The 23,112-nt window shown below is 35.8% G+C and carries 24 protein-coding genes and 2 pseudogenes; 16 read left to right on the forward strand and 10 right to left on the reverse strand.

The window, feature by feature from the left end; translation table 11 throughout:
• Positions 1-2: 2 nt before the first annotated feature.
• Together ACFELZ_RS01865 and ACFELZ_RS01870 are read right to left on the reverse strand one after the other, a co-directional pair.
• Entirely contained in the window at positions 3-200 is a 198-nt protein-coding gene (locus tag ACFELZ_RS01865; protein WP_375315805.1) for a transposase, read from the reverse strand.
• An 82-nt stretch (positions 201-282) separates the two neighbouring features.
• Positions 283-1,041 (reverse strand): annotated as a pseudogene (locus tag ACFELZ_RS01870) (IS5 family transposase).
• A 639-nt stretch (positions 1,042-1,680) separates the two neighbouring features.
• Between ACFELZ_RS01870 and ACFELZ_RS01875 the strand changes: the two are divergent.
• The 10 genes from ACFELZ_RS01875 (at position 1,681) to uvrC (ending at position 14,157) form a co-directional block, all read left to right on the forward strand.
• Positions 1,681-2,331, forward strand: a complete 651-nt coding sequence (locus ACFELZ_RS01875) for a protocatechuate 3,4-dioxygenase (RefSeq protein ID WP_375316383.1) — start codon at positions 1,681-1,683, stop codon at positions 2,329-2,331.
• A 124-nt stretch (positions 2,332-2,455) separates the two neighbouring features.
• Complete coding sequence (locus ACFELZ_RS01880) at positions 2,456-3,919, forward strand: leucyl aminopeptidase (protein ID WP_375316624.1); 1,464 nt, start codon at positions 2,456-2,458, stop codon at positions 3,917-3,919.
• Between the two features lie 253 nt (positions 3,920-4,172).
• Complete coding sequence (locus tag ACFELZ_RS01885; protein WP_006279675.1) at positions 4,173-4,385, forward strand: hypothetical protein; 213 nt, start codon at positions 4,173-4,175, stop codon at positions 4,383-4,385.
• 5 nt (positions 4,386-4,390) lie between these two features.
• On the forward strand, positions 4,391-6,439 hold the full coding sequence (gene nuoG, locus ACFELZ_RS01890; RefSeq protein WP_375316384.1) for an NADH-quinone oxidoreductase subunit NuoG: 2,049 nt from the start codon (positions 4,391-4,393) through the stop codon (positions 6,437-6,439).
• Entirely contained in the window at positions 6,423-7,448 is a 1,026-nt protein-coding gene (gene nuoH, locus ACFELZ_RS01895) for an NADH-quinone oxidoreductase subunit NuoH (protein WP_375316385.1), read from the forward strand. Before nuoG ends, nuoH begins: the two co-directional genes overlap by 17 nt.
• Complete coding sequence (gene hemB, locus ACFELZ_RS01900) at positions 7,441-8,445, forward strand: porphobilinogen synthase (RefSeq protein ID WP_375316386.1); 1,005 nt, start codon at positions 7,441-7,443, stop codon at positions 8,443-8,445. Before nuoH ends, hemB begins: the two co-directional genes overlap by 8 nt.
• A gap of 137 nt (positions 8,446-8,582) precedes the next feature.
• Positions 8,583-9,341 (forward strand): phosphatidylglycerophosphatase, encoded by a 759-nt coding sequence (locus ACFELZ_RS01905; RefSeq protein WP_375316387.1) that lies wholly within the window; start codon positions 8,583-8,585, stop codon positions 9,339-9,341.
• Between the two features lie 44 nt (positions 9,342-9,385).
• Positions 9,386-10,225, forward strand: a complete 840-nt coding sequence (locus ACFELZ_RS01910) for a glycine--tRNA ligase subunit alpha (protein WP_375316388.1) — start codon at positions 9,386-9,388, stop codon at positions 10,223-10,225.
• A 3-nt stretch (positions 10,226-10,228) separates the two neighbouring features.
• Entirely contained in the window at positions 10,229-12,337 is a 2,109-nt protein-coding gene (glyS, locus tag ACFELZ_RS01915; RefSeq protein ID WP_375316389.1) for a glycine--tRNA ligase subunit beta, read from the forward strand.
• Positions 12,322-14,157 (forward strand): excinuclease ABC subunit UvrC, encoded by a 1,836-nt coding sequence (gene uvrC, locus ACFELZ_RS01920; RefSeq protein WP_375316390.1) that lies wholly within the window; start codon positions 12,322-12,324, stop codon positions 14,155-14,157. The genes glyS and uvrC overlap by 16 nt, the downstream gene beginning before the upstream one ends.
• Positions 14,158-14,206: 49 nt before the next feature.
• On the opposite strand, the gene ACFELZ_RS01925 is transcribed toward uvrC, so the two are convergent.
• From ACFELZ_RS01925 to ACFELZ_RS01935, 3 genes and pseudogenes are all read right to left on the reverse strand, one after another.
• Positions 14,207-14,812 carry a CvpA family protein gene (locus ACFELZ_RS01925; protein WP_253307316.1) on the reverse strand — a complete coding sequence of 202 codons (606 nt, stop codon included), beginning with the start codon at positions 14,810-14,812 and terminating at the stop codon, positions 14,207-14,209.
• A 57-nt stretch (positions 14,813-14,869) separates the two neighbouring features.
• Positions 14,870-15,466 carry a riboflavin synthase gene (locus ACFELZ_RS01930; protein ID WP_375316391.1) on the reverse strand — a complete coding sequence of 199 codons (597 nt, stop codon included), beginning with the start codon at positions 15,464-15,466 and terminating at the stop codon, positions 14,870-14,872.
• Between the two features lie 204 nt (positions 15,467-15,670).
• Positions 15,671-15,829: pseudogene (locus ACFELZ_RS01935) on the reverse strand (IS4 family transposase); the annotation flags it as partial.
• A gap of 59 nt (positions 15,830-15,888) precedes the next feature.
• Between ACFELZ_RS01935 and ACFELZ_RS01940 the strand changes: the two are divergent.
• From ACFELZ_RS01940 to ACFELZ_RS01960, 5 genes are all read left to right on the forward strand, one after another.
• Positions 15,889-16,086 carry a transposase gene (locus ACFELZ_RS01940; RefSeq protein ID WP_375315805.1) on the forward strand — a complete coding sequence of 66 codons (198 nt, stop codon included), beginning with the start codon at positions 15,889-15,891 and terminating at the stop codon, positions 16,084-16,086.
• A 3-nt stretch (positions 16,087-16,089) separates the two neighbouring features.
• The gene (locus tag ACFELZ_RS01945; RefSeq protein ID WP_375315781.1) at positions 16,090-16,254 is read left to right on the forward strand and encodes a hypothetical protein; all 165 of its coding nucleotides are present in this window, start codon (positions 16,090-16,092) and stop codon (positions 16,252-16,254) included.
• Between the two features lie 17 nt (positions 16,255-16,271).
• Positions 16,272-16,655: a transposase gene (locus tag ACFELZ_RS01950; protein ID WP_375316625.1), complete on the forward strand. Its 384-nt coding sequence runs from the start codon at positions 16,272-16,274 to the stop codon at positions 16,653-16,655.
• 371 nt (positions 16,656-17,026) lie between these two features.
• Positions 17,027-17,530 carry a hypothetical protein gene (locus ACFELZ_RS01955; protein ID WP_375316392.1) on the forward strand — a complete coding sequence of 168 codons (504 nt, stop codon included), beginning with the start codon at positions 17,027-17,029 and terminating at the stop codon, positions 17,528-17,530.
• 448 nt (positions 17,531-17,978) lie between these two features.
• Complete coding sequence (locus ACFELZ_RS01960) at positions 17,979-19,184, forward strand: MFS transporter (RefSeq protein ID WP_375316626.1); 1,206 nt, start codon at positions 17,979-17,981, stop codon at positions 19,182-19,184.
• 15 nt (positions 19,185-19,199) lie between these two features.
• Here ACFELZ_RS01960 and ACFELZ_RS01965 read toward each other — a convergent pair whose 3' ends face one another.
• The 5 genes from ACFELZ_RS01965 to secG all read right to left on the reverse strand — a co-directional run bounded on the left by ACFELZ_RS01965 (position 19,200) and on the right by secG (position 22,434).
• Positions 19,200-19,658 (reverse strand): transposase, encoded by a 459-nt coding sequence (locus ACFELZ_RS01965; protein WP_375316627.1) that lies wholly within the window; start codon positions 19,656-19,658, stop codon positions 19,200-19,202.
• Positions 19,601-19,966 carry a transposase gene (locus tag ACFELZ_RS01970; RefSeq protein WP_375315821.1) on the reverse strand — a complete coding sequence of 122 codons (366 nt, stop codon included), beginning with the start codon at positions 19,964-19,966 and terminating at the stop codon, positions 19,601-19,603. Before ACFELZ_RS01970 ends, ACFELZ_RS01965 begins: the two co-directional genes overlap by 58 nt.
• Positions 19,967-20,060: 94 nt before the next feature.
• The gene (locus ACFELZ_RS01975) at positions 20,061-20,468 is read right to left on the reverse strand and encodes a nucleoside deaminase (protein ID WP_265033760.1); all 408 of its coding nucleotides are present in this window, start codon (positions 20,466-20,468) and stop codon (positions 20,061-20,063) included.
• 41 nt (positions 20,469-20,509) lie between these two features.
• Positions 20,510-22,114 (reverse strand): CTP synthase, encoded by a 1,605-nt coding sequence (locus ACFELZ_RS01980; protein ID WP_375316393.1) that lies wholly within the window; start codon positions 22,112-22,114, stop codon positions 20,510-20,512.
• Entirely contained in the window at positions 22,114-22,434 is a 321-nt protein-coding gene (gene secG, locus ACFELZ_RS01985) for a preprotein translocase subunit SecG (protein ID WP_375316394.1), read from the reverse strand. Before secG ends, ACFELZ_RS01980 begins: the two co-directional genes overlap by 1 nt.
• Before the next feature lie 144 nt (positions 22,435-22,578).
• On the opposite strand from secG, the gene ACFELZ_RS01990 reads away from it, so the two are divergent.
• Entirely contained in the window at positions 22,579-23,094 is a 516-nt protein-coding gene (locus tag ACFELZ_RS01990) for a gamma carbonic anhydrase family protein (RefSeq protein WP_375316395.1), read from the forward strand.
• Positions 23,095-23,112 lie beyond the last annotated feature (18 nt).

Below are 23,112 nucleotides of genomic sequence, written 5' to 3' on the forward strand. Positions count from 1 at the left end.
CGCTAATTACAACTATACACTGTTTTCCATGGTGGAAAATCTTTAGGCAGTTGTCTCCATTGACATCCTGTTCTCATCATATAGCGGATTGCGTTAATAATTGTTCTAATACTATGTTTTCTTGGTCTGCCGGTCTTTTTAGGTTCAAAATATAGCTCTATTATCTTCCATTCTTTGTCACTTATATCGCTTGGGTACATTTAAAATATATCTTATAACACACTTCTTAACTCCTTTCTACTTAGTTTGAAGACAGGCTCTAAGAGCATGTCTTGAAAAGATTTAAACGGGTAATTTAGCAAGCATAATAGTAATCATATCAAAGAAGATATTAGTTTTTGAAGTAAGTGGCGAGTGTTCATAGTCCTTACTCATGCGCCTAAAATTCGAAAGCCAAGCGTTCAACAATCCATCGTTTAGGAATGACCTGAAACCCTACAGAATCACTAGCTTTTTTGGCAATTGTGAGTAGACATCCTGTCTTCAGAAAACAGCGATTTTGAAGCTCACCTGTATATCCTTGATCAGCAAAAAACTTCTGTAATGTTGGAGTTTTCTGTTTAGCTTGAGAAAAAAGATTCAGAGCGCCGTCACGATCTTGAATGCTTGCACTATGAACGTCAGCTACATTGATTAGGCCTAATGTATCTACAATAATATGGCGTTTACGGCCTTTTATTTTCTTGCCAGCATCGTAACCTCTGGATCCCCTTTTTGAGTCGTTTTTACTGACTGGCTGTCTATTATCCCAACCGATGGTGTATCATTTTTACCAACCATTTCTCTTCCCTTTTTCACCAAAGTGTCATGTATTTCCTGCAATTTTCCGTTATTACGCCATCTAAAATAATGATCATACACAGTCTTCCACGGCGGAAAGTCTTTTGGCAGCATTCGCCATTGGCAGCCACCTCTCATTATATACCTTATTGCATTAATAATTGCTCTGATGTTGTGCTTCCTTGGCCTCCCTATTGCTCCTTGTGCAACATTTGGCTCCAAAATTTCCCATTCCTTATCACTTATATCGCTTGGATACAATTCTTACCTCCTATTTTTAACTTACCTCATCATACCCTTTTTTTCTTTTCAAGACAGGTTCTTAGCATAGATCCCACTAACATGTAGCGGGATGACGATTGTCGTTTAGCTATAAACATTAAGAAATTTACCAAATAAAAAAAAGGTAAAAGAAGCCCCGTGGTTGGCTAATTACTTACATTATACTTTCAAGTATGGCGTTTTTTTATTCTAAACGCTTAATAACCGCGATTTAGCTGCTTTTTAATGCAACTAACCTTTAGTCATAAATGTTTAAGAAATTTACTAAACAGAAAAAAAGGCAAAAGAAACCCTAGGGTAGCTAATTATTCACTATCCATTTTTTTAAGTTGGCGTTTTTTAATGTTTAAAATGCTTTATAAGCGTATTTCAGCTTGTATAGGTAAAAACCTAGAATTGATAAAGACATAAGGTGCACATAGTGCAAAAAATTAAACATGAGGCGCCAAATACGTTGAGTTTTTTTGTCATTTAATCTGTTAATCTGTACAGAGAAGATAAATAAATAGCTTCATCTTTATGATAAGGGGGCTGGCGGAGTTTGTCAAGCAAGTTTTTCGTTTCTATTTCCAATAAAAGTTTGTTATATGGTTATGCAAGAAGTCTATTATAAATGAAATGAATGTGAAAAATATCTTATTAGCGCTTTTAGTACAAACGGTATTCAGTTTGCCGCTATTTGCAGCTGATCCTGTTTTGCTCAACTGCATTGAAACTCCAGAAATATATGACCTTGATGCAAGGCCAAAAAATTTTAGCTCTTCAAACAATTTAAGAAGGAAACCTGGTTCTCCAAATAGTGCAACAGGAGAATTAATACACATAGTGGGTAGAATTACTGATATAAACTGTTTACCAATACAAAATGCTGTAGTTTCTATATGGCACGCGAATTCACGCGGCGTGAACCATTACGATAAGAATATAGAGGATAATCAACTCGATCCGAATTTTGCTGGATCAGGAAGGTTTGTAGTGAATAATCTTGGCTATTATAATTTTATTACGATAGCACCTGGTAAAATTGGTGATAGAGCTCCACATATTAACTTTCTAGTTCAACATCCAGATTTTCCAGAATTCACAACGCAAATGTTTTTTGCTGACCATAATTGCGATAATTGTGCTGATCCTGTTCTTGAAGATTTTGTTAGTAACGGGCTTGCAAGCCTTCTCATAACACCATTTACTTACAGTGATCAGGTCATAAAAACCTATACGTTTAACATTACCTTAAGCGGATATAATAAGTTCTCTAATAAAAGATAAAAACCCTTGCATGTAAGGGAGTCCATAGTAAACTTGAGTGTTATTGTACTTAGGATGTATATGAAAAATATCTTACTGATGTTTTATGTACAGTTTACAATTATTTGCAACGGAGATGCCAGCAATGAAAATAACAATTTCTAAAATTTCGCCCGATTTTAAAACAATAGTAATGGGTTTATTTGAGGACAACGAAACCGTAAATGATGGCGGAGTTTTGCAAGGGAAACAGATCATAGATAATATAAAGCAATTTAGCGATTTTAATGGAAGCTTTGGTGAATTTTCTTCTACCATTTTACCAGAAGAAAAAAATGTCATAGTTGTTGGACTTGGTAAGAAGGATGAATGGAATGAAAATAAGGAATTAAATATTGGCGGTAAAATATATTGTGAGCTAAGCAGATTAAAAATTAAGAAAGCAGCGGTTTTAATCGAAGGTAGTGCAGCAAATGTTGCATATGGTGCGTTTCTGCGTAGTTTTAAGTTTGATAAGTATAAAACTAAAAAGGATGAGAAAATTACAGAGGTAGAGGAAATTACCGTATTAGTAAAAGATGAGCAATTAAGTAATGCTGAAAGATCATTTGAGCACTCAAGGCAAGAAGGTGAGAGTATATTCCTTGCGCGCTCTTTTATAACAGAGCCTCCTAACATTCTATATCCAGAATCCTATGCTGATCATATAAAAAAAGAGCTTACTAAGCTTGGCCTTGAAATCGAAGTGCTTGATAAAAAGCAGATGGAAGAGAAAAAAATGGGAGCCTTGCTTGGAGTCGCACAAGGAAGTAGTAAAGAACCAAAATTAGTAGTGATAAAATGGAATGGGGCTTCTAAAGAACAAAAGCCAATAGCTTTTGTTGGTAAAGGTATAACGTTTGACACTGGTGGAGTATCACTCAAACCTTCACGTGGTATGGAGTCGATGAAATATGACATGGCAGGCTCTGCTGCTGTAGTTGGGGTGATGCATGCTTTAGCAGGACGAAAAGCAAAAGTAAATGCAATCGGCGTGGTTGCACTTGCAGAGAATGCAGTGGGTGGTAATGCTCAAAGGCCGAGTGATGTAGTAACTTCAATGTCTGGACAGACGATAGAAGTGTTGAACACCGATGCAGAAGGAAGGCTCATACTTGCAGATGCTTTATGGTATACGCAAGACAGATTCTCACCAAAATTTATGATTGATCTTGCAACTTTAACTGGTGCTATAGTGGTTGCACTTGGAAATAACGAATATGCTGGTCTTTTTTCAAATAATGATGAATTAGCAAACCGTCTGATTGATGCAGGAAATGAAGTAAGTGAGAAGTTATGGCGTTTTCCTATGAATGAAACTTATGACAAAATTATTGATTCATCGATTGCTGATGTTCAAAACATCGCTCCTGCAGGCTCTGGTGGAGATAGCATAATGGCTGCACAGTTTTTACAGCGTTTTGTGAATGAAACTTGCTGGGCACATTTAGATATCGCAGGCACTGCTTGGCACGAAAAAGGTACTGACATTTGTCCAAAAGGAGCAGTAGGTTTTGGTGTAAGGTTACTTAATAAGTTGGTTGAAAAGTACTACGAAGCCAATGATTAAAGGTCTTTATACTGGATTTATGGCTTGACTCACAGCTACATGAACGTTTATTTTCGAGGCGCAGCAAGTAGTGTCATGAAAGTAGCTGATGCATATTTCTTTTTTTCTGGTCAAGCACTGGAATGATATCAAGGAGTAACTTTTTATTTAAACAATGATTATAATAAGAGATCTATTGAAATTTTAAAGTTATTAAATATTGACGCTATATACTTAAGTGTTAAAATAGAATGAAAAGTTTTTAGGAGTTTATATGGCAGCAGGTGGGAAAGCAAAGACAGCTAGTAAAAATAACCCTACTCAGCGTAAGAAGGCCGAGCAAAAAATGTATAAAGATAAACCGGTAAAACCTGTTAGATATATAGATCGTGACTCGCGCATGAATTATATGTCTGCTCAATATGACAACGGCAATCTGGTTGAAGATGAGGTAAGCGGCAATCCTATAAAGTGGGAAGCTGTATAATAGTTGTGGTTAAGGTTACTATTAATTCTAAGGAATGTGAAGTAGAGCATGGGCTCACTATAATTCAAGCTTGTGAAGTCGTGGGCGTTGAAATTCCACGTTTTTGTTATCATGAGCGTTTAGCAATTGCTGGTAACTGCAGAATGTGTTTGGTTGAAGTTGAGGGTGGGCCTCCAAAACCAGTAGCCTCTTGTGCAATGCCAGTTGCAGAAGGGATGGTTATTCACACTGATACCCCTAAGGTTAAAAAAGCACGTGAAGGTGTGCTTGAGTTTTTGCTAATTAACCACCCGCTTGATTGCCCAATTTGCGATCAAGGTGGTGAATGCGATTTGCAAGATATCACGATGGCTTATGGGAAAGGAACCAGCAGATTTGATGAGCATAAGAGGGCTGTGCCAAAAAAACACTTCGGACCACTGATTGAGACTGCGATGAATCGATGCATTCATTGCACTCGGTGTGTTAGATTTTTGTCTGATGTTGCAGGTACAAATGAACTTGGAGGAATCGGAAGGGGAGAAAATGTAGAGATTAGCACTTACATAAAAAGGCGTATTAGTTCTGAATTATCTGGAAATATCATAGATCTCTGCCCGGTAGGGGCTTTAACTTCAAAGCCTTACTCCTTTACAGCGCGTCCATGGGAGCTATCACATTGTGAGACTATAGATGTGCTAGATGCTGTGGGAAGTAGCATTAGAGTTGATTATCGTGGCCTGGAAGTTATGCGAATATTACCAAGACTGAGCGAAGAGGTAAATGAAGAATGGATATCAGATAAAACCCGCTTTGCCTATGATGGACTAAAAGTTCAGCGTCTTGATCGACCTTATGTAAAAAAAGATGGTAAATTAGTCCCAGTTGATTGGAATGAAGCATTAACTATTGCTGCAAAGAAATTAAAGAATACAAAATCAAATAAAATAGCTGCAATTGCAGGTGATTTAGCAGATTGTGAGTCTATGCTTCTACTCAAAGAAGTGATGCAGAAGCTCGGCTCGGGGAATATAGACTGCAGGCAAGATGGTGCAAAGCTTATACCAAGTAATCGCGGATCTTATGTGTTCAATACCACTAACCAGGGTATAGAGAATGCAGATTTGTGTCTGCTTATAAATACAAATCCAAGGATAGAAGCACCGATCATTAATGTAAGATTGAGAAAGAGATATTTACAGGGCAACTTTCCTATTGCAAGTGTTGGTCCTAACATTGAATATTTGTATCATGTTGAGAAATTGGGCGATAATCCTGATGTTTTGAGTAGAATAGCAAATGGAAATCATAAGTTCTGTGAGCTGCTGGTAGCCGCCCAAAACCCTATGCTGATCATTGGTCAAGATGCATTAATAAGGGATGATTCTGAATCAATTCTAATTCTAGCTGGCAAAATTGCAGAAAAATTTAACATGGTCAGAGACGACTGGAATGGCTTTAATATGCTGCATAAAGCTGCAGCAAGAGTTGGTGGTCTGGACGTTGGGTTTGTTCCTGAAAAAGGTGGAAAAGACACTAATCAAATACTGGAGCATACAGAAGGTGGCGAGATAGAAGTCATTTATCTTCTTGGTGCAGATGAAATTGATACATCAAAATTAGAAAATACATTTGTAATTTATCAAGGTCATCACGGTGATAAGGGTGCACATGTGGCAGATGTTATCTTGCCTGGTGCTGCATATACAGAAAAATATGCAACTTATGTAAATACTGAAGGTCGAGTGCAAAGAACAAATTTAGCTGTATTTCCTCCAGGTGAAGCAAAGGAGGATTGGTTAATTATTAAAAATCTTTCACAATATTTAGACCTTTCTTTACCGTATGATAGTTTATTTGATGTGAGAAAAAAATTAGATACTATCGGTCCACAGTTTAGAAATGCCGATCAAGTGGTAAAAAACACATGGGTGCCAATTAGCAATGATGGGATAAGCTTAAGTAATACACCTTTCACTTTAAAGGAGTGTAATTTTTATATGACGGATTCAATAAGTCGCGCTTCGAAAATAATGGCAGATTGTACTAAAGCTTTTTATGAACACGCTAGTTAATATTTTATTTATTTTAGTACCGCTACTACTTTCAGTTGCGTACTTGGTATACTTTGAGCGTAAGGTTATTGGTGCAATTCAACTGAGACACGGCCCAAGTGTAGTTGGACCTTTTGGGCTATTGCAGCCATTTGCAGATGCTATTAAGCTACTGATTAAAGAGCCGATAATACCATTTAGAGCGAGCACCATACTGTTCATTATGGCTCCAATGCTTACCTTTATCTTGGCATTAATTGCCTGGGCAGTTATACCGTTTGGTGCTGAAGTAATTGTAGAAAATGGCCAGCAAGTAGTGATTCCTAAGGTTATAGCAAATATTAATGTTGGAGTGCTTTATGTGCTAGCTATATCGTCACTGGGAGTATACGGCGTAATTATTGCAGGCTGGTCAAGCAATTCTAATTATGCATTTCTTGGCGCTATACGGTCGGCTGCTCAGATGATTTCATATGAAGTTTCAATAGGCTTAATAGTTGCTACAGTTGTTGTTACAACTGGTACGTTGAACCTTGGAGAGATGGTGGTAGCGAAACACAATATGCCATTTTGGGTTGATTTGCTACTAATGCCTATAGGAATAATATTTTTTATTTCTTTACTTGCAGAAACTAATCGTCACCCATTTGATTTACCAGAAGCTGAAGCAGAGCTTGTCTCTGGATATAACGTTGAATATTCATCCATGCCTTTTGCCCTCTTTTTTCTTGGAGAATATGCAAATATGATTCTAGCAAGTGCTATGATGGCGATATTCTTTCTAGGAGGATGGTATCCGCCGCTGGAGTTCAGTTTACTTTACAAAATTCCAGGTTTGATTTGGTTCGTTTTGAAGATAGTTATACTTTTGTTCGTATTTATTTGGATTAGAGCAACAATACCTCGTTATCGATATGATCAGCTAATGCGCCTTGGTTGGAAAGTGTTTCTGCCAATATCGGTGCTTTGGGTGGTACTCATTTCAGGAGTGTTGCTCTTTACTGGGAATTTACCTGGGTCCAATGTTTAATTTTCCAAATACAAGATTAAGGCGCAGGCGCTCGAGCAAATGGGTTCGCAATTTAACAAGTGAAAATAGTTTATCAGTAAATGATCTGGTTCTTCCTCTGTTTGTTCACGACATAGAAGAAACAACTGAACCAATTTCTGGCTTACCAGGCGTAAAGTGTTATTCAATAGATGGATTAGTGTCTATAGTTAAGGAAGCTAAAGATTTAGGAATTAATGCTGTTGCAATTTTTCCTGTAGTTGATAGTAAACTAAAATCTGAAAACGCTGAGGGAGCATATAATTCTGACAACTTAATCTGCAAAGCAATCCGTGCTGTAAAATTAAAGGTACCTGAAATTGGTATTATTGCAGACGTTGCACTGGATCCATACACTATTCATGGCCATGACGGCATTTTAAAAGATAATCAGATGGATGTAGAAAACGATGAAACTATATCAGTACTGTGTAAGCAAGCACTTGCTTTAGCGAAGGCAGGATGTGATATAGTTGCTCCTTCTGATATGATGGATGGTAGAATAGGAAGAATCAGAAAATCATTAGATGATAATAACTTTCAAGACGTATTAATATTATCTTATGCGGTGAAATATTGCTCTAGCTTCTATGCTCCATTCAGGCAAGTCGTTGGTTCATGTGGGCTATCACATTCTATAGACAAAAGTGGTTATCAAATGGATTATAAAAATGCGCATGAAGCAATGTGCGAAATTGAAATGGATATAAATGAAGGTGCAGATTTTATTATGATTAAACCAGGTATGCCATATTTGGATATTATCAAAACAGCAAGTGATAAGTTTAATTTTCCGATTTTTGCTTACCAAGTAAGCGGTGAGTACGCAACGATAAAAGCTGCTGCAAATAATGGCTGGCTAGATTATGACAAGGTGATTTATGAATCTTTGATTGGTTTCAAACGTGCGGGTGCAAGTGCAATATTCACTTACGCTGCACTTGACATTGCAAAAAATTTAAGTGCACAAGCCCTATAAAATTACTAAATTTTTGGCGCATGTTCTTCTACTGTTGCTGCATATTACCTAAAATTTTCCAATACATGTTTTAAGTTATTGATAAGTCCGTTACAATACAGTATTATAAATAATATAAACCAAGTGTTACTTAGAGCATGGGGATTTTTTTTGAATTTTTGGGAAAGATGCTAGGTAAGGTTTTTCCTGCCAAAACAGTAAGCTCTTTTTTGGGAATAGGATATTTACCAGGTTGGCAGAGCTATTGGTCTTCTTTTTTAATATTATTTATTGTCGATGTTATATTGATTTTTACATATGGAGACGAATATTTACTATATAAAATGCCAAATTCAGGAATAGTTGTAGCTGCTGTTTTTACAAAATTGGCAATAGTTATGTTAGTAATACAATTAATTGGAATATTTATTTTTCATGCTCAGGACCCTTCAGCAAACAGTGGTGAAAACATAGTAATACAAATAGCGTCAGGGCAAGTATTGACTGTAGCACTTTCAATGCCAGCAATAATGTCAATTTATTATACTGTAAGTAAACTCTATGGGAGTATATGTAAGCAGATATTTCAATGCCCATTTTGGTTTAATGATTTTATGCATTTTTTCTTTTTTCTTATGATACCTTACGTATTTTTTAATGTCGTAGAAGTGATAAAACCATGGCCAATAAGTTCAATACAACTCAGCTATAATAATGCAATGTCAATTACATTTGAGGGGATTTTTCACACATTTTATGCGGTGATTTTACTGTATTTAACAGCATTTATATTCTGCGATTTAACTATGCATGATGCAATTGTCCTAAATAAAAGCATAATTCAGTATGTGAGGGAAAGTTCAGCAGTTTTAGGTGATTATTTACATAGTGCTGCAAAAAAAATAAATATTGAATAGTACTTATTTATTTATATATTCAGTATAAAAAGTGTGCAATTTGTGTGAATTTACAAAGTATAATAAAAGAGTTGCAAGATTTTTGGGCTGGTGAAGGGTGCGTTATACTTCACCCATACACATCTGAAGTTGGTGCTGGTACATTACATCCTGCAACAATTATGTCTGCAATTGATACAAAAACGACAAAAATTGCATATCTACAACCAGTAATTAGGCCAGCAGATGGACGCTATAGTGATAATCCTAATCGCTTGTATCAACATCACCAATATCAAGTTATAATAAAGCCATCTGGTAATAATTTACAAAACGTCTATTTAGATAGCTTAAAAGCTCTTGGCATATCTACAGAAAAATATGATATTAAGTTTGTTGAAGATGATTGGGAAAACCCAAGTGTTGGTGCATCAGGACTTGGATGGGAAGTTGCATGCAATGGAATGGAAGTAACACAGCTTACTTATATACAGCAAGTTGGAGGGATTGACTGCAAGATGATTCCTGGTGAGGTGGCATATGGGTTGGAACGTTTAGCAATGTGCATACAAGGTGTAGATAATGTTTACGATATAACTTGGAACGATAACGATGTAACTTACGGAGATATTTTTAAACAAAGAGAATATGAATTTTCTTATCTAGCGTTAGATTATTATGATACTAAAGTGGTACAGCAGCAATTTGAAGATACGGAAAAATTATGTAAGTTCCTTATTGAAAAGGAGCTACCAATGGCAGCTTATGACCAATGTATTAAAACTAGTCACCTACTTAATCTGCTTGATGCAAGAGGTGTGCTTGGTGTCAATGAACGTACAGCGCATATTGGTAGAGTTAGAGAGCTGACAAAAAAATGTTGCGAATTGTACATGAGTAAATAGCGTATGTCGTTGCAGTTGTTATTTGAGTGCCTTTCAGAAGAAATACCACCGAGAATGCAGAATGTAGCTGCAACTCAAGTTAAGAGCTGTATTGCCAATGTTTTTAACAAAAATAATGTAAAATTTACATCAATGGAGGTTTTTGTAACGGCACGTCGCATTACCCTATTTGTTGACAACATAAATGCTTTGGAGCTAAAGGATTCCAATAACGAAGTTAAGGGACCAAACATTAACGCACCAAAAAGTGCTATCGAAGGTTTTTTAAGAAAATATCAGAAAAATGAAGAAGATTTGCTCGTTCGAAAAGTAAATAATGAGGATTTTTACTTCATTAAAAGAGAAAGCTGCTCATTTAACATCAGAGAATTCCTCAAAAATCAACTGGAGGAAATGCTAAAAAACTTTTCTTGGTTGAAGAGCATGAGATGGGGCGAAGGAAAAGAAAGGTGGGTTAGGCCAATTAAAAACATTTTATGCATTTTAAATGACGAAATAATACCTGTGTCTTTTGCAGGGATCACAGCATCTAACACAACATATGGCCATCGATTTCTCTCAAGTGATGCGACGTTAACTATTAAAGCACCTAAAGACTATTTTGAATTGCTAGAAAAAAACAGCGTAATTCTCCAGCTGGACAAAAGAAAGCAATTTATACTAGATCAGATTAATAAATTCACAAAAGAGCAGAATTTACAACTTGAGAAAAATGATTATTTACTAAATGAATTGACAGGGCTTATAGAGTGGCCAATCGTACTGTTTGGTGAAGTGAATCAAGAAAAGTCATTTGGATTACCGAAGGAAGTAATTCTTAGTATAATTAATACGCAGCAAAAATACCTTGCTTTAAGTAATGGAAAGAGAATTTCACACTTTGTCACTGTTGTCAACGTCAACAATGGTGAAGTTGTTAAAGGACACGAAAGAATATTAGAAGCACGTCTTGCTGATGCACAATTTTTGATATCTCAGGACAAAAAGGAAGATCTGGGTCATTATGTCAAAAAATTGGGTTCGATATTATTTCATGCTTTTCTTGGCAGCGTGGGGGAAAAGGTGAAGCGTATTACGGCTCTGTCAAAGTATATAGCTATATTTATTCCACATGCTTCGCTGATAAAAGTTGAACGTGCTGCATATTTGGCAAAAGCTGATTTGGCAACATCGATAGTAAGAGAGTTTCCAGAATTACAAGGAGTAATGGGTGGATATTATGCTTCTTATTTTCAAGAAGATAGAGAAATAGTGGAAGCTATAACTGAACACTATAAGCCAATCGGGCCAGAGCAGGAGTGTCCTAAATTCCCTTCAGCAATTGCTGTGTCAATTGCAGACAAAGTGGATAGCTTAGTTGGTTTAATTGCAGCAGGTGAGAAAATCTCTGGTTCGTATGATCAGTTTGGTTTGCGGAGAATGACAATTGGTATAATTAGAACAATACTTGAAAATAATTTGCATATTCCAATTAGGCTATTGATAGATAAGTCAGTATCTTTATATTCAAGGCTTCTATTTAATGAAAATACAACGTCAGTTGATAAGCCAAATAGAAAACAAATTTCAGAACTAGTATTTAGATTCTGCTTAGAAAGATTCAAGGTTATTTTAAAAAATAGAGATATAAGGCAAGATGTCGTAGATTCAATACTATATAAAATCGATATTAATGATCTGCTGACAGCAGAAAAGCAAACTGTTATATTGGATCGTTATCTTAGTACGCCAGAAGGTGAACAGATTCTAAGCACTTACAAAAGAGTCAGTAACATGATGAGCAAAGTAAGAAAAAGTGATAGCACTACTTATAGTACGTCTTACAGTAAGAGGTTTTTGATTGAAGATGAAGAAATTGCACTATCAAATTGCGCTATAACTGCTTGTAAAAACATAAAACAAGCGATAAAAAATAACCACTTTAATGTAGCACTTGATGAACTTGCTGGTTTTGCTCCGTTTATCAATCAGTTTATGGACAGTGTAAAGATTAACTGCGATTCTAATGAGCTAAGAAGAAACAGATTATCTTTGCTTGCGAGTGTAGTTTCCACATTTCATTTAGTAGCAGATTTTAGCCTTATACAAGTCAAGCAATGGGCTATCTCATAAATGTTCAAGCAATAAAAGAACAAATAAAATTGTCTCCACAGTCTTGTGGTGTGTATAAGATGATTGGAGATAAGAATAAAGTTTTATATGTTGGAAAAGCAAAAAACTTAAAGTCAAGGTTATCCGACTACCTTCAATTCGAAAATCTTTCTGAACGAATTAGAGTTATGCTCTCACAAGTTATTAAGGTTGAAATATTCATCACTGAGAATGAAATCGAAGCACTGCTTCTTGAAGCACAGCTAATAAAATCGTTGAAACCACCTTATAATATTGTGCTTAAGGATGGAAAATCTTATCCTTATATAACAATTTCCAAGCACGATTATCCAAGAATAGCAAAATATAGAGGCAAATTTAAGAAGAATGAGTTTCATTATTATGGTCCCTTTACATCTGCCGCTGCTGTTAAGCAAACTATATTGTCATTGCAAAAAGCTTTTCTCCTAAGAGTATGTTCAGATCAATACTTTTCCTCAACAAAAAGACCATGTATTGAATATCAAATTAAGCGCTGCTCAGCACCATGCATAAACAAAATCACAAAAGACGACTACTGCCAATCAGTAAAACAGGCACGAAATACATTGCTTGGAAGAAATAAGGAAGTGAAAGAACAGTTACTTTTCACAATGAGAAAGTGCAGCAGTGAAGAAAACTATGAGCTTGCTGCTATATATAGAGATCGGGTAAAGTTTCTTGAGCAAATCCAAATACAGCACACGGATTTTTCTTTTGAAAAAGATGCAGATTTCTTCAGTATTGTACGTGAAGAGGATCTAGCATGTATTAGTGTGTTATCGTTTAGAAATAAAGACAACTACGGCAGCACTCCTTACTTTGCTGAGAACTGTGGTGATTACTCAAATGATGAAATTTTATCCACCTTTTTGGTCAATTTTTATAATTCAGCTAACATACCTCCAATACAAATTTACGTTCCAGATTCTATTGTGGATAAGGAAATTACAGAACAAGCACTATATAAGGTTGCTCAAAAGCCAGTAAAAATTCTGCACGCAAAGAATAAAAAAGAGCGTGATTTATTGAAATTTGTTTATAATAACTCTCAGCATAGCTTAGAGCAGAAGCTTATCGATTATAGAAATAACCTAGAAAAGCTTGAGGAGCTTAGCAAATTTTTCTTGTTACCAAGTATTCCAAAGCGTATCGAGGTTTATGATAATAGCCATATTTCTGGAAGCCAGCAAATTGGTGTGATGATTGTTGCAGGGCAGGAGGGTTTTTTAAAGAGTGAGTACAGAAAATTTACTATAAAGGAAAAATTTTCAGGCGATGACTATAAAATGATGAGGGAAGTGCTAACCAGACGTTTCTCCGGCAATATAAAAGGCATAATACCTGATTTTTTACTGATTGATGGTGGACCAGGACATGTTTCCATAGTACAGAATGTACTGGAAGTATTGAATATAAACGTTCCTTTTGCTTGTATGGCAAAAGGTCCTGATCGTAACGCAGGAAATGAAACATTTTATATGCTGGGCAGGGAAGAATTCAGTCTGGCAAATGACAGCAAAGTCATGCTTTACTTACAATTGCTGCGTAATGAAGCCCACCGTTTTGCGATAACTTCACATAGAAAAAAACGCGATAAACAGTTTATAGTTTCACAATTAAGCAAAATACCCGGCATTGGCAACAAAAGGAAAAAGGCGTTGATGTCTTATTTTGGTTCAGTGAAAAATATAAGCAAAGCTTCTCTGGCTGAAATTCAAAACGTACACGGAATTAGTAAAGGTTTAGCAGAAGTCATTCTTAAATACGTGAATTATAAGAGAGGAGTGCTCTTAACCTGACACATATGGCTTTTTGAATACTCCCAATGAACATATTTATAATAAATATTTACTCTTCTTTTTTATTGTTTTTGGGTTTTTCTTGATCAACCATTTCTCCACCGATCTCTTTTATTTTTAGTATCAACGACTCTGGTACATACATGTCAATTACTTCTTCTGCTGTCACAAATAAAGCCTGATAAGAGTGTGAATTTATTATCCAATTAGGCAATATGTCTTCTGCTTTTATTTCAGAATGTTCCTCTTTTTTGCCATATTCTTTTTTGTCATATACTGTGTAGCAATATAAGTGCACAGCAAAAAATAATACATAAGAGAGCAATATTCCTTTAAGCACTCCGAGAAAGATTCCAGTAACTCTATCGATAAACCCCAACCTTATGGGTGATAATATGTACATTAGCCAGTTGTTTATTATCATGAATATAAGATTAAGTATAATAAATACAGAGATTGTAGAAAGTATGTTTAGTATAACTTTAGAATCAAAATATTTACTATAATTTGGAGTGAAAAAATCATAGTGATTAGCTGTCAGAAAAATTGATAAAAATAGAAACATTAGTGCGCATAGCTCTTTTATAAAACCTCTAGTTACCGAGATTATTACGCATAGAACAACAATGAAGATAATTAGGCTATCGAAAAGCATATTTTATATCTATATGGTTTTCAAGATATAATAGTTGTAAATAACAAGGTTGTAAAATTAATTGTATTTATGCTGCATCAATTGATCTAAATACCTAGCGATCATGTCAATTTCTAAATTCAGATAATCATTTATTTTGTTGTACTGAAAAGTTGTATTTTCCCATGTATAGGGAATTATATTTACTATAAATTCCTGATTAATAACTGAATTCACTGTGAGGGAAACCCCATTTAGTATAACGGAGCCTTTTTTTGCAACAAATTTAATTAATTCTTGTGGGCACGATAGTTTGATTTTATGAGAATCTAAATTTCGTTCGATTGTTAAAATTTTTACTATCCCATCAACATGACCCTGAACTAGGTGGCCATCGATCTTATCACTTAATCTCATTGCTTGTTCGAGATTTATTTTTTTGCCTATCTTCCACGTATTTAAGTTAGAAACCTTCATAGTTTCTTGAGACGTTTGGACTGTAAATATATCGCTCATTATATCAACAACAGTTAAACACACACCAGAGCAAGCTATTGAATCTCCTTTGTTTATAGAGGGTAAATTTTGTGTTTTGATATGGAAAATTTGATCAGAGTTGGAGTGAGTGGTAGTATCAGTTATAGTCCCGATATCCGTGATAATTCCTTTAAACATATGGTGAAAATAAATAATTTTACCATGAAAAATTTTTTACAACAACTTACTTCTATTTTGTCATAGCTAAAGTAATTCTGGTTTACCGACGATTTAAAAAACGACAAATTCGTCATTCCGCTGCTTATTAGTGGGATCTATGTGAGATACCGTGACGGTATGACGTAGGACTGCTGTCATCCAGCTGCTTGTTAGCGCTTACTATTACCCACAAGTATAGAATGAATGAGCAAGTCTCCATCCTTCTGCTAAATCAAAGAGACGTTTCCATCCCTTCCACAAAGCTATAGGGCCTGGTTCTAAGTCATTTTTGCGAGCTAAAAACCCTCCTAACTTGGCCACCCACCTCACAATTTCTCTTAGAGCCTGTCTTCAAACTAAGTAGAAAGGAGTTAAGAAGTGTGTTATAAGATATATTTTAAATGTACCCAAGCGATATAAGTGACAAAGAATGGAAGATAATAGAGCTATATTTTGAACCTAAAAAGACCGGCAGACCAAGAAAACATAGTATTAGAACAATTATTAACGCAATCCGCTATATGATGAGAACAGGATGTCAATGGAGACAACTGCCTAAAGATTTTCCACCATGGAAAACAGTGTATAGTTGTAATTAGCGATTGAAAAAAAGTGGAATATGGCAAGAGATTCATGATTTTCTAGTTAAAAAAGTAAGAGAGATAATTGGTAAGAATGAAACTCCATCAGTGGGAATAATAGATAGCCAATCAGTAAAAACTACTCAAAAAGGGGATCCAGAGGATATGATGCTGGCAAGAAAGTAAAGGGTAGAAAGCGCCACATCGTTGTAGATACTGTAGGTCTTGTAATTGCTGCTGAAGTACAAAGTGCAAGCATTCAGGATCGTGATGGTGCACTAAATCTTTTTGTTCAAGCCAAATGCAAAGCTCCAACATTACATAAGTTTTTTGCTGATCAAGGATACACAGGTAAATTGCAAAACCGCTGCTTATTGGAAACTGGATGTTTATTGACGATTACCAAGAAAATAGTTGATACAGGATTTCAGGTTATTCCCAAACGTTGGATTGTTGAGAGAACCTTTGCTTGGCTCTCCAATTTTAGACGTATGAGTAAGGATTATGAGCATTCTCCTCTCACTTCAAAAAACAACATCTTCTTTAATATGATCACTATTATGCTTCACAAATTAGCTCATTCTTGAGTTTGAAGACAGGCTCTTAGAAAATCAAGTAACAACTTTAACGACGGAGAAAGATGAGAAAATTGCAGAGTTAGAAAATCAACTAGAAAGTTTAAAAGATGAACAGAAGAAAGTTAGCGAAGCAATTGATGGTTTATTTACTGAAGAATTAAACGAAGAAATAAAAGGTCTAATTGGATCCACAGATCAAGATTTAAAAGACAAAGTTAAGGGCTTATATGATGGAAAATTAAAGAGCACAATAGAAGATATAATAGGCAGTAATTTATCAGAAATGAAAGATGAAGATAAGGGGAAATTGCATGAAGGGTTACAAATCAAAATAGAATCTTATAATAGGGACTGATCAAAGTAAAAATGTAGATGAAATTGTGGAGTCGATTAAGGAAGAGTTAAAGAACAGTATAATAAATGCAAGTAAGTTCAGTAAGGAAGTTGCGGACTTAAAGGTAGAATTAGAAGCTAAAGAGAAGCAAATAAAAACATTAGAAGCTGAAAAGAATAAAGCTGAAGCTCAAATAACCACATTAAATACTGAAGTTGAAAACCTAAAGAAAGACTTACAAGCTCAAAATTCTCAAGTTCAGCAGTTAACGCAGAAAAATAAAGAATTAGAAGCTAAAAACAAAACAACTGAGCAACCAAAACAAAGCAATGCAGCACGGTGCACCGCTACTGTTGGTATGGGTCTTGCTGCTGGACTGATAGCATTTACTGTACTTGAACGTACAGTTAGGTTAGAGATGTTAGTAATGATTGGTATAGCAGTAACATCTGCAGCCTTAGTTGGTGGTGTTACATATACAATATTACCTAGTACTCAAGTAGGTGGAGCGAAAGCACAAGAAGTAAATGGGGATGGGAAAAGCAAGTAACAAAGGGAAATAACAAAGAGAAGTAACAAAGGCACTGGGATGACACCTTCATAAAGGAACCAGTGTCAGTTACTCGGATGACAAGAAGAGGGTGCTGGGATGACATCATTATAGAGTGAACCAGTGTCACACTACTAGGATGACACCTCACCATGTCATTTGAGTAGCGGACACTGGAATGGCTTTGTTGCATCGCTAGCTATAAAGATGGAGAATATCAGTAGCTTATTATTCTGGTGTTTATAACAAGAACGGTCAGTGAATACCTAAATTTTAACAATCTCAATTATCACACACCATAATAAAAAAGTCAACTCCATATGTTTAGGTTGTAAAATCCCAAGAAGCAGCTAGAATAGAATAAGCAAACATTTACGAATTGAATTTAGTGCAAACAAGGGTGTTGATATCAACCATACTCTGCAGAATCGCAATATGGTATGACTACATGCTCTTCACTGATTTGATTAACATAATTAGCAGAGAGTTTTGTTTTGCAAAAGATGTCTACAGTAACATACTGCAATTATTTGGAATTGTAGGGCTAGGCGCAATTGTAAGGCCACTTGGTGCATTCATATTTGGTCACATTGGTGACAGGTATGGAAGAAGGATAGCATTAATAATTACTATCTTGCTAATATCGATACCATCAAGTCTTATTGCATTTATTCCAAGTCACAATCAAGTAGGTATAATTTCTACTATATTGCTTCTTGCAATCCATATAACACAAGGAATTGCACTTGGTGGTGAACAAGGAAGTTCTGTTTATCTTATAGAGCATTTATCCAGTAGGAAAGAAAACTTAGGGATGTATTTTGGAATAATGGGCTTTGGTCGCTCCATTGGTGTCTTGCTTTCTGCGGTGATAGTAATTATCTGCAAAAAAACTACTGATTTTTGCATCTGGGGTTGGAGATTGCCATTTATTTTCTCAGCTATTTTAGGATTAATTAGCGCGTATAGCATATACACATTGGGAGAAACTCCAGCATATGAAAAAAATCGAAAACAAAGAAATTTACCTGGTTTGCCAATAATAGAGCTTATAAAGCGCCACAAGAGAGCTCTTATACTTGCTATTTTAATATCTGTACCTGTTAATGTTGCTGTCGGATTTACCATATTTCTTCGAACACTCGCAAAGGAAATAGCATCAGTGGATGTGTATGTAACGACATATATCAACGAAATTGTGCTCATTATAACCAGTGTATTAATGCCGATATCTTCAATAGCGTTTGGAATGTTGGCTGATAAAGTTGGAAAAGAGCGCACTGCAATCTTATTTATAGCAATTACAATGGCACTATGTTGTCCTGCGTTATCTATTGCATATTACTACAAAAATTACCTTATAATTATGCTTAGTGTAATGGCTCTTTCTATAATAGAAAGAGGTATAGTTCCCATAGGAATAGTCGCATCTGAACTCTTTCCTACCAATGTTAGATTTAGTGGTGTGAGCTTATCACGCAATATCTCTTATGCGTTACATGGAGGATTTACTCCTATGGTTTGTATTTGGTTGACTGTAACATTTCCTCAAACAAACCTTGCTGCTGGGCTTTATATAGTCTTCTGCTTGTTGGTCAGTGTGGTAGCAATATTGCAAATAAAACCGCAAGATAAGAAATTTGATTGGTCTTAGAGCCTGTCTTCAAACTCAAGAATGAGCTAATTTGTGAAGCATAATAGTGATCATATTAAAGAAGATGTTATTTTTTGAAGTGAGAGGAGAATGCTCATAATCCTTACTCATACGTCTAAAATTGGAGAGCCAAGCAAAGGTTCTCTCAACAATCCAACGTTTGGGAATAACCTGAAATCCTGTATCAACTATTTTCTTGGTAATCGTCAATAAACATCCAGTTTCCAATAAGCAGAGGTTTTGCAATTTACCTGTGTATCCTTGATCAGCAAAAAACTTATGTAATGTTGGAGCTTTGCATTTGGCTTGAACAAAAAGATTTAGTGCACCATCAAGATCCTGAATGCTTGCACTTTGTACTTCAGCAGCAATTACAAGACCTACAGTATCTACAACGATGTGGCGCTTTCTACCCTTTACTTTCTTGCCAGCATCATATCCTCTGGATCCCCTTTTTGAGTAGTTTTTACTGATTGGCTATCTATTATTCCCACTGATGGAGTTTCATTCTTACCAATTATCTCTCTTACTTTTTTAACTAGAAAATCATGAATCTCTTGCCATATTCCACTTTTTTTCAATCGCGAATTACAACTATACACTGTTTTCCATGGTGGAAAATCTTTAGGCAGTTGTCTCCATTGACATCCTGTTCTCATCATATAGCGGATTGCGTTAATAATTGTTCTAATACTATGTTTTCTTGGTCTACCGGTCTTTTTAGGTTCAAAATATAGCTCTATTATCTTCCATTCTTTGTCACTTATATCGCTTGGGTACATTTAAAATATATCTTATAACACACTTCTTAACTCCTTTCTACTTAGTTTGAAGACAGGCTCTTAGTTTTCTCTTAAATTTATACCGTAGCCTAAATTAGGTTCTCAGTTTCTCAAAAAAATCCTTTAACAAAAAAGAGCATTCTGTTTCTAATATCCCACCATAAACTTCAGGTATATGGCTGCAAAATTGAAATATCTTAGCACCATTTTCAATTCCTCCACCTTTTGGATTATAAGCCCCAAAGTACAATCGTTTAATTCTGGCAAAGGAAATAGCTTGAGCACACATCGGACATGGTTCTAATGTTACGTACATCTCAGCATCACAAAGCGTGGAAGTTGAAAATGCTTGTCTGATCGCTAACATCTCTGCATGTGCAGTTGGATCATTGGATATATTGTGTGCAGAAGAAACAACATTGCTTCCACTAACTATTACAGCACCTATGGGAACCTCATCATCTTTCTGAGCAAGTTTGGCTTGCTCTATGGCAAGCTCCATATATTGATACTTGAACACTTTCCTTTGCTAATCTTCTTCTTTTAAATTTTATTAACTGCTGCCTTAATAAATGATACAAAAAGAGGATGAGGAGAAAACGGCTTTGATTGAAACTCTGGATGAAACTGCACACCAATAAACCACGGATGACTCTCTAACTCCACTGCCTCTATGCACGTTCCATCTTCTGATATGCCACTGCATAGCAGTCCATTTTTTTCCAAATCATCTTTATAATCTGAATTGATTATGTATCTATGCCTGTGTCTCTCTGAAATAGTAGTGTTACTATATGCATCCATCATTTTAGAGCTTGCATTTATATTACATTTGTATGCCCCAAGTCTCATGGTTCCACCAAGATCGTCATCTTGATCGCCAGCTAACTTAACGATTGGATGTTTACAGTTATGAAATTCTTCAGAGTGTGCATCTTCAAGCTTAACAACATTACGAGCAAACTCAATAATTGCAAGCTGCATACCAAGGCAAATTCCGAAAAATGGGATATTATTTGTACGGGCATAATTTATTGCTAATATTTTACCCTCTACTCCGTCATCACCAAACCCCCCTGGGACAAGAATTGCATGAGAATTCTGTAACTTCTCCCCTATAAGCTTTTCATTTATAGGTTTTTCTTCCTTCTCTCTTGAGTTAACCCAATTTATCCTTACTTTGACTTTATTACTAACCGCACCATGATTTAATGCTTCAACTAGTGATTTATACGCATCAGGGCATTCGGTGTATTTTCCCACTATAGACACAGTAACTTCCTGTGTTGGGTGCCTTATGAAATGCACTATTTGATCCCATTCAATCAAGCTTGGTTTTGGCTCACTTAAATGAAAGTGCTCCAAAATTTGCGTATCAAGCCCACATTGGCTATACAACACCGGTAACTCATATATATGACTCACATCAGGAGCAGGTATCACATTGGACAAAGAAACATTGCAAAGCTTAGCTATTTTCTCTCTCTGATTATCGAAAATTTCTTTCTCACTGCGGCATAATATAATATCTGGTTGTAACCCCGCGGAATTTAACTCTCGAACTGAATGCTGCGTTGGTTTTGTCTTTAATTCTTGCGCTGCGGTAAGATATGGTATTAAAGTTAAGTGAATAAGGATAACTCTTTGTTTTCCTAATGTGTAGTTAACTTGGCGTATAGCCTCCAAAAATGGTTGGCTTTCAATGTCACCTACAGTTCCGCCTATTTCACATATTACAAAATCTAAACCTTCCGTACCATTAAAAATGAACGATTTGATTAAATCTGTCACATGAGGAATGACTTGCACAGTTTTGCCCAGATAATCACCACGCCTCTCTTTCTTCAACAACTCATGATATATCTTACCAGTTGTTATATTGTCATCTTTTGTTGCTTTAATTCCAGTAAAACGCTCATAATGCCCAAGATCCAAATCAGTTTCAGCACCATCCTCGGTAACAAACACCTCTCCATGCTGAGTTGGGTTCATTGTCCCAGGATCAATGTTGAGATACGGGTCAAGTTTTCTGATACGGATCTTAAAACCATAAGCTTGAAGAAGCGCACCAACGCTTGAAGCAACTAAGCCTTTACCAAGCGATGACACAACTCCACCTGTGACAAAGATAAATTTAGCTTCCTTCATTAATTTTCAAATGGAACAGAAGTAGGTGCACTTTCTTGCTTTTTTTCTAATATAATTTTCTCTGCAATCGATTTTTTATGTACGTCTTTTGAATATAATCCTGACAATAGCAATGTGTTTATAATAAACAATCCAGCAACAATAGCCGTTATTCTGCTGAGCGGGTTTTCAGAAGATTTCACCGGAATCATCGAATTGACTCCCTGTTGTACATTACTAAAACCACTTAACGAACTACTCCCAGGCGGCTGCAAGAGCACTAAAATTACTAACATAACAACCAATATTATTTGAAATATACTTAATACCACTACTGACATTATAGATAGGGCTGAAAATAAAAATCTTAGCAGTACAAAGCACCTAAGTCAAGAACATCTGTCACCCAAGTAGCTTGAAATCTAAGTATGTATTTACTGCCTACCTTATTTTGATTAACATATGCATAAGACTTTGGGCTTAATATGTATCACATTTTAAAATACAAAGATTATGAACCAAAAATAGACGAAAGTGCTTTCATCGCAGGTGGTTCGCATATCATAGGCAAGGTTGAAATAGGAAGAGATGCAAGCATCTGGTTTAATTGTGTGGTCAGAGGGGACGTTGGATCAATAAAAATAGGTAATGGAACAAATATTCAAGATGGAACGGTAATTCATGTGGATAGAAACCCAGGTGGTGACACAATTATTGGCAGCATGGTAACAGTGGGACACTTTTGTATGTTGCATGCATGCACGGTGCATGATAAAGCGTTTATTGGTATGGGCTCTACCGTGATGGACCATACAGTTGTGGAGTCTGAAGCTATGATAGCTGCTGGCTCACTAGTGACACATGGAAAAGTAATAAAAAGTGGGGAAATATGGGCTGGTAGGCCAGCAAAATTCTTCAAAAAAATGTCAAATGAAGAAATTAAACATATTACACAATCAGCACAAAATTATATTATGCTAATGAAAGAATATAAAAATTAAAGTTCGCGTGAGGCTAAT

This window comes from Wolbachia endosymbiont (group A) of Colletes cunicularius (genome assembly GCF_964264715.1).
Lineage (GTDB): Bacteria > Pseudomonadota > Alphaproteobacteria > Rickettsiales > Anaplasmataceae > Wolbachia.

Bases quoted from the DNA above. Each gene is read 5' to 3' on its own strand.
- uvrC (WP_375316390.1), top strand. From the start codon at position 12,322: ATGGGCTATCTCATAAATGTTCAAGCAATAAAAGAACAAATAAAATTG.
- ACFELZ_RS01885 (WP_006279675.1), top strand. From the start codon at position 4,173: ATGGCAGCAGGTGGGAAAGCAAAGACAGCTAGTAAAAATAACCCTACT.
- ACFELZ_RS01880 (WP_375316624.1), top strand. From the start codon at position 2,456: ATGAAAATAACAATTTCTAAAATTTCGCCCGATTTTAAAACAATAGTA.
- ACFELZ_RS01940 (WP_375315805.1), top strand. From the start codon at position 15,889: ATGTACCCAAGCGATATAAGTGACAAAGAATGGAAGATAATAGAGCTA.
- ACFELZ_RS01925 (WP_253307316.1), bottom strand. From the start codon at position 14,812: ATGCTTTTCGATAGCCTAATTATCTTCATTGTTGTTCTATGCGTAATA.
- ACFELZ_RS01905 (WP_375316387.1), top strand. From the start codon at position 8,583: ATGGGGATTTTTTTTGAATTTTTGGGAAAGATGCTAGGTAAGGTTTTT.
- glyS (WP_375316389.1), top strand. From the start codon at position 10,229: ATGTCGTTGCAGTTGTTATTTGAGTGCCTTTCAGAAGAAATACCACCG.
- secG (WP_375316394.1), bottom strand. From the start codon at position 22,434: ATGTCAGTAGTGGTATTAAGTATATTTCAAATAATATTGGTTGTTATG.
- ACFELZ_RS01960 (WP_375316626.1), top strand. From the start codon at position 17,979: ATGCTCTTCACTGATTTGATTAACATAATTAGCAGAGAGTTTTGTTTT.
- ACFELZ_RS01875 (WP_375316383.1), top strand. From the start codon at position 1,681: ATGAATGTGAAAAATATCTTATTAGCGCTTTTAGTACAAACGGTATTC.
- ACFELZ_RS01865 (WP_375315805.1), bottom strand. From the start codon at position 200: ATGTACCCAAGCGATATAAGTGACAAAGAATGGAAGATAATAGAGCTA.
- nuoH (WP_375316385.1), top strand. From the start codon at position 6,423: ATGAACACGCTAGTTAATATTTTATTTATTTTAGTACCGCTACTACTT.
- ACFELZ_RS01930 (WP_375316391.1), bottom strand. From the start codon at position 15,466: ATGTTTAAAGGAATTATCACGGATATCGGGACTATAACTGATACTACC.
- ACFELZ_RS01970 (WP_375315821.1), bottom strand. From the start codon at position 19,966: ATGTACCCAAGCGATATAAGTGACAAAGAATGGAAGATAATAGAGCTA.
- ACFELZ_RS01975 (WP_265033760.1), bottom strand. From the start codon at position 20,468: ATGGAGCTTGCCATAGAGCAAGCCAAACTTGCTCAGAAAGATGATGAG.
- ACFELZ_RS01980 (WP_375316393.1), bottom strand. From the start codon at position 22,114: ATGAAGGAAGCTAAATTTATCTTTGTCACAGGTGGAGTTGTGTCATCG.
- ACFELZ_RS01990 (WP_375316395.1), top strand. From the start codon at position 22,579: ATGTATCACATTTTAAAATACAAAGATTATGAACCAAAAATAGACGAA.
- hemB (WP_375316386.1), top strand. From the start codon at position 7,441: ATGTTTAATTTTCCAAATACAAGATTAAGGCGCAGGCGCTCGAGCAAA.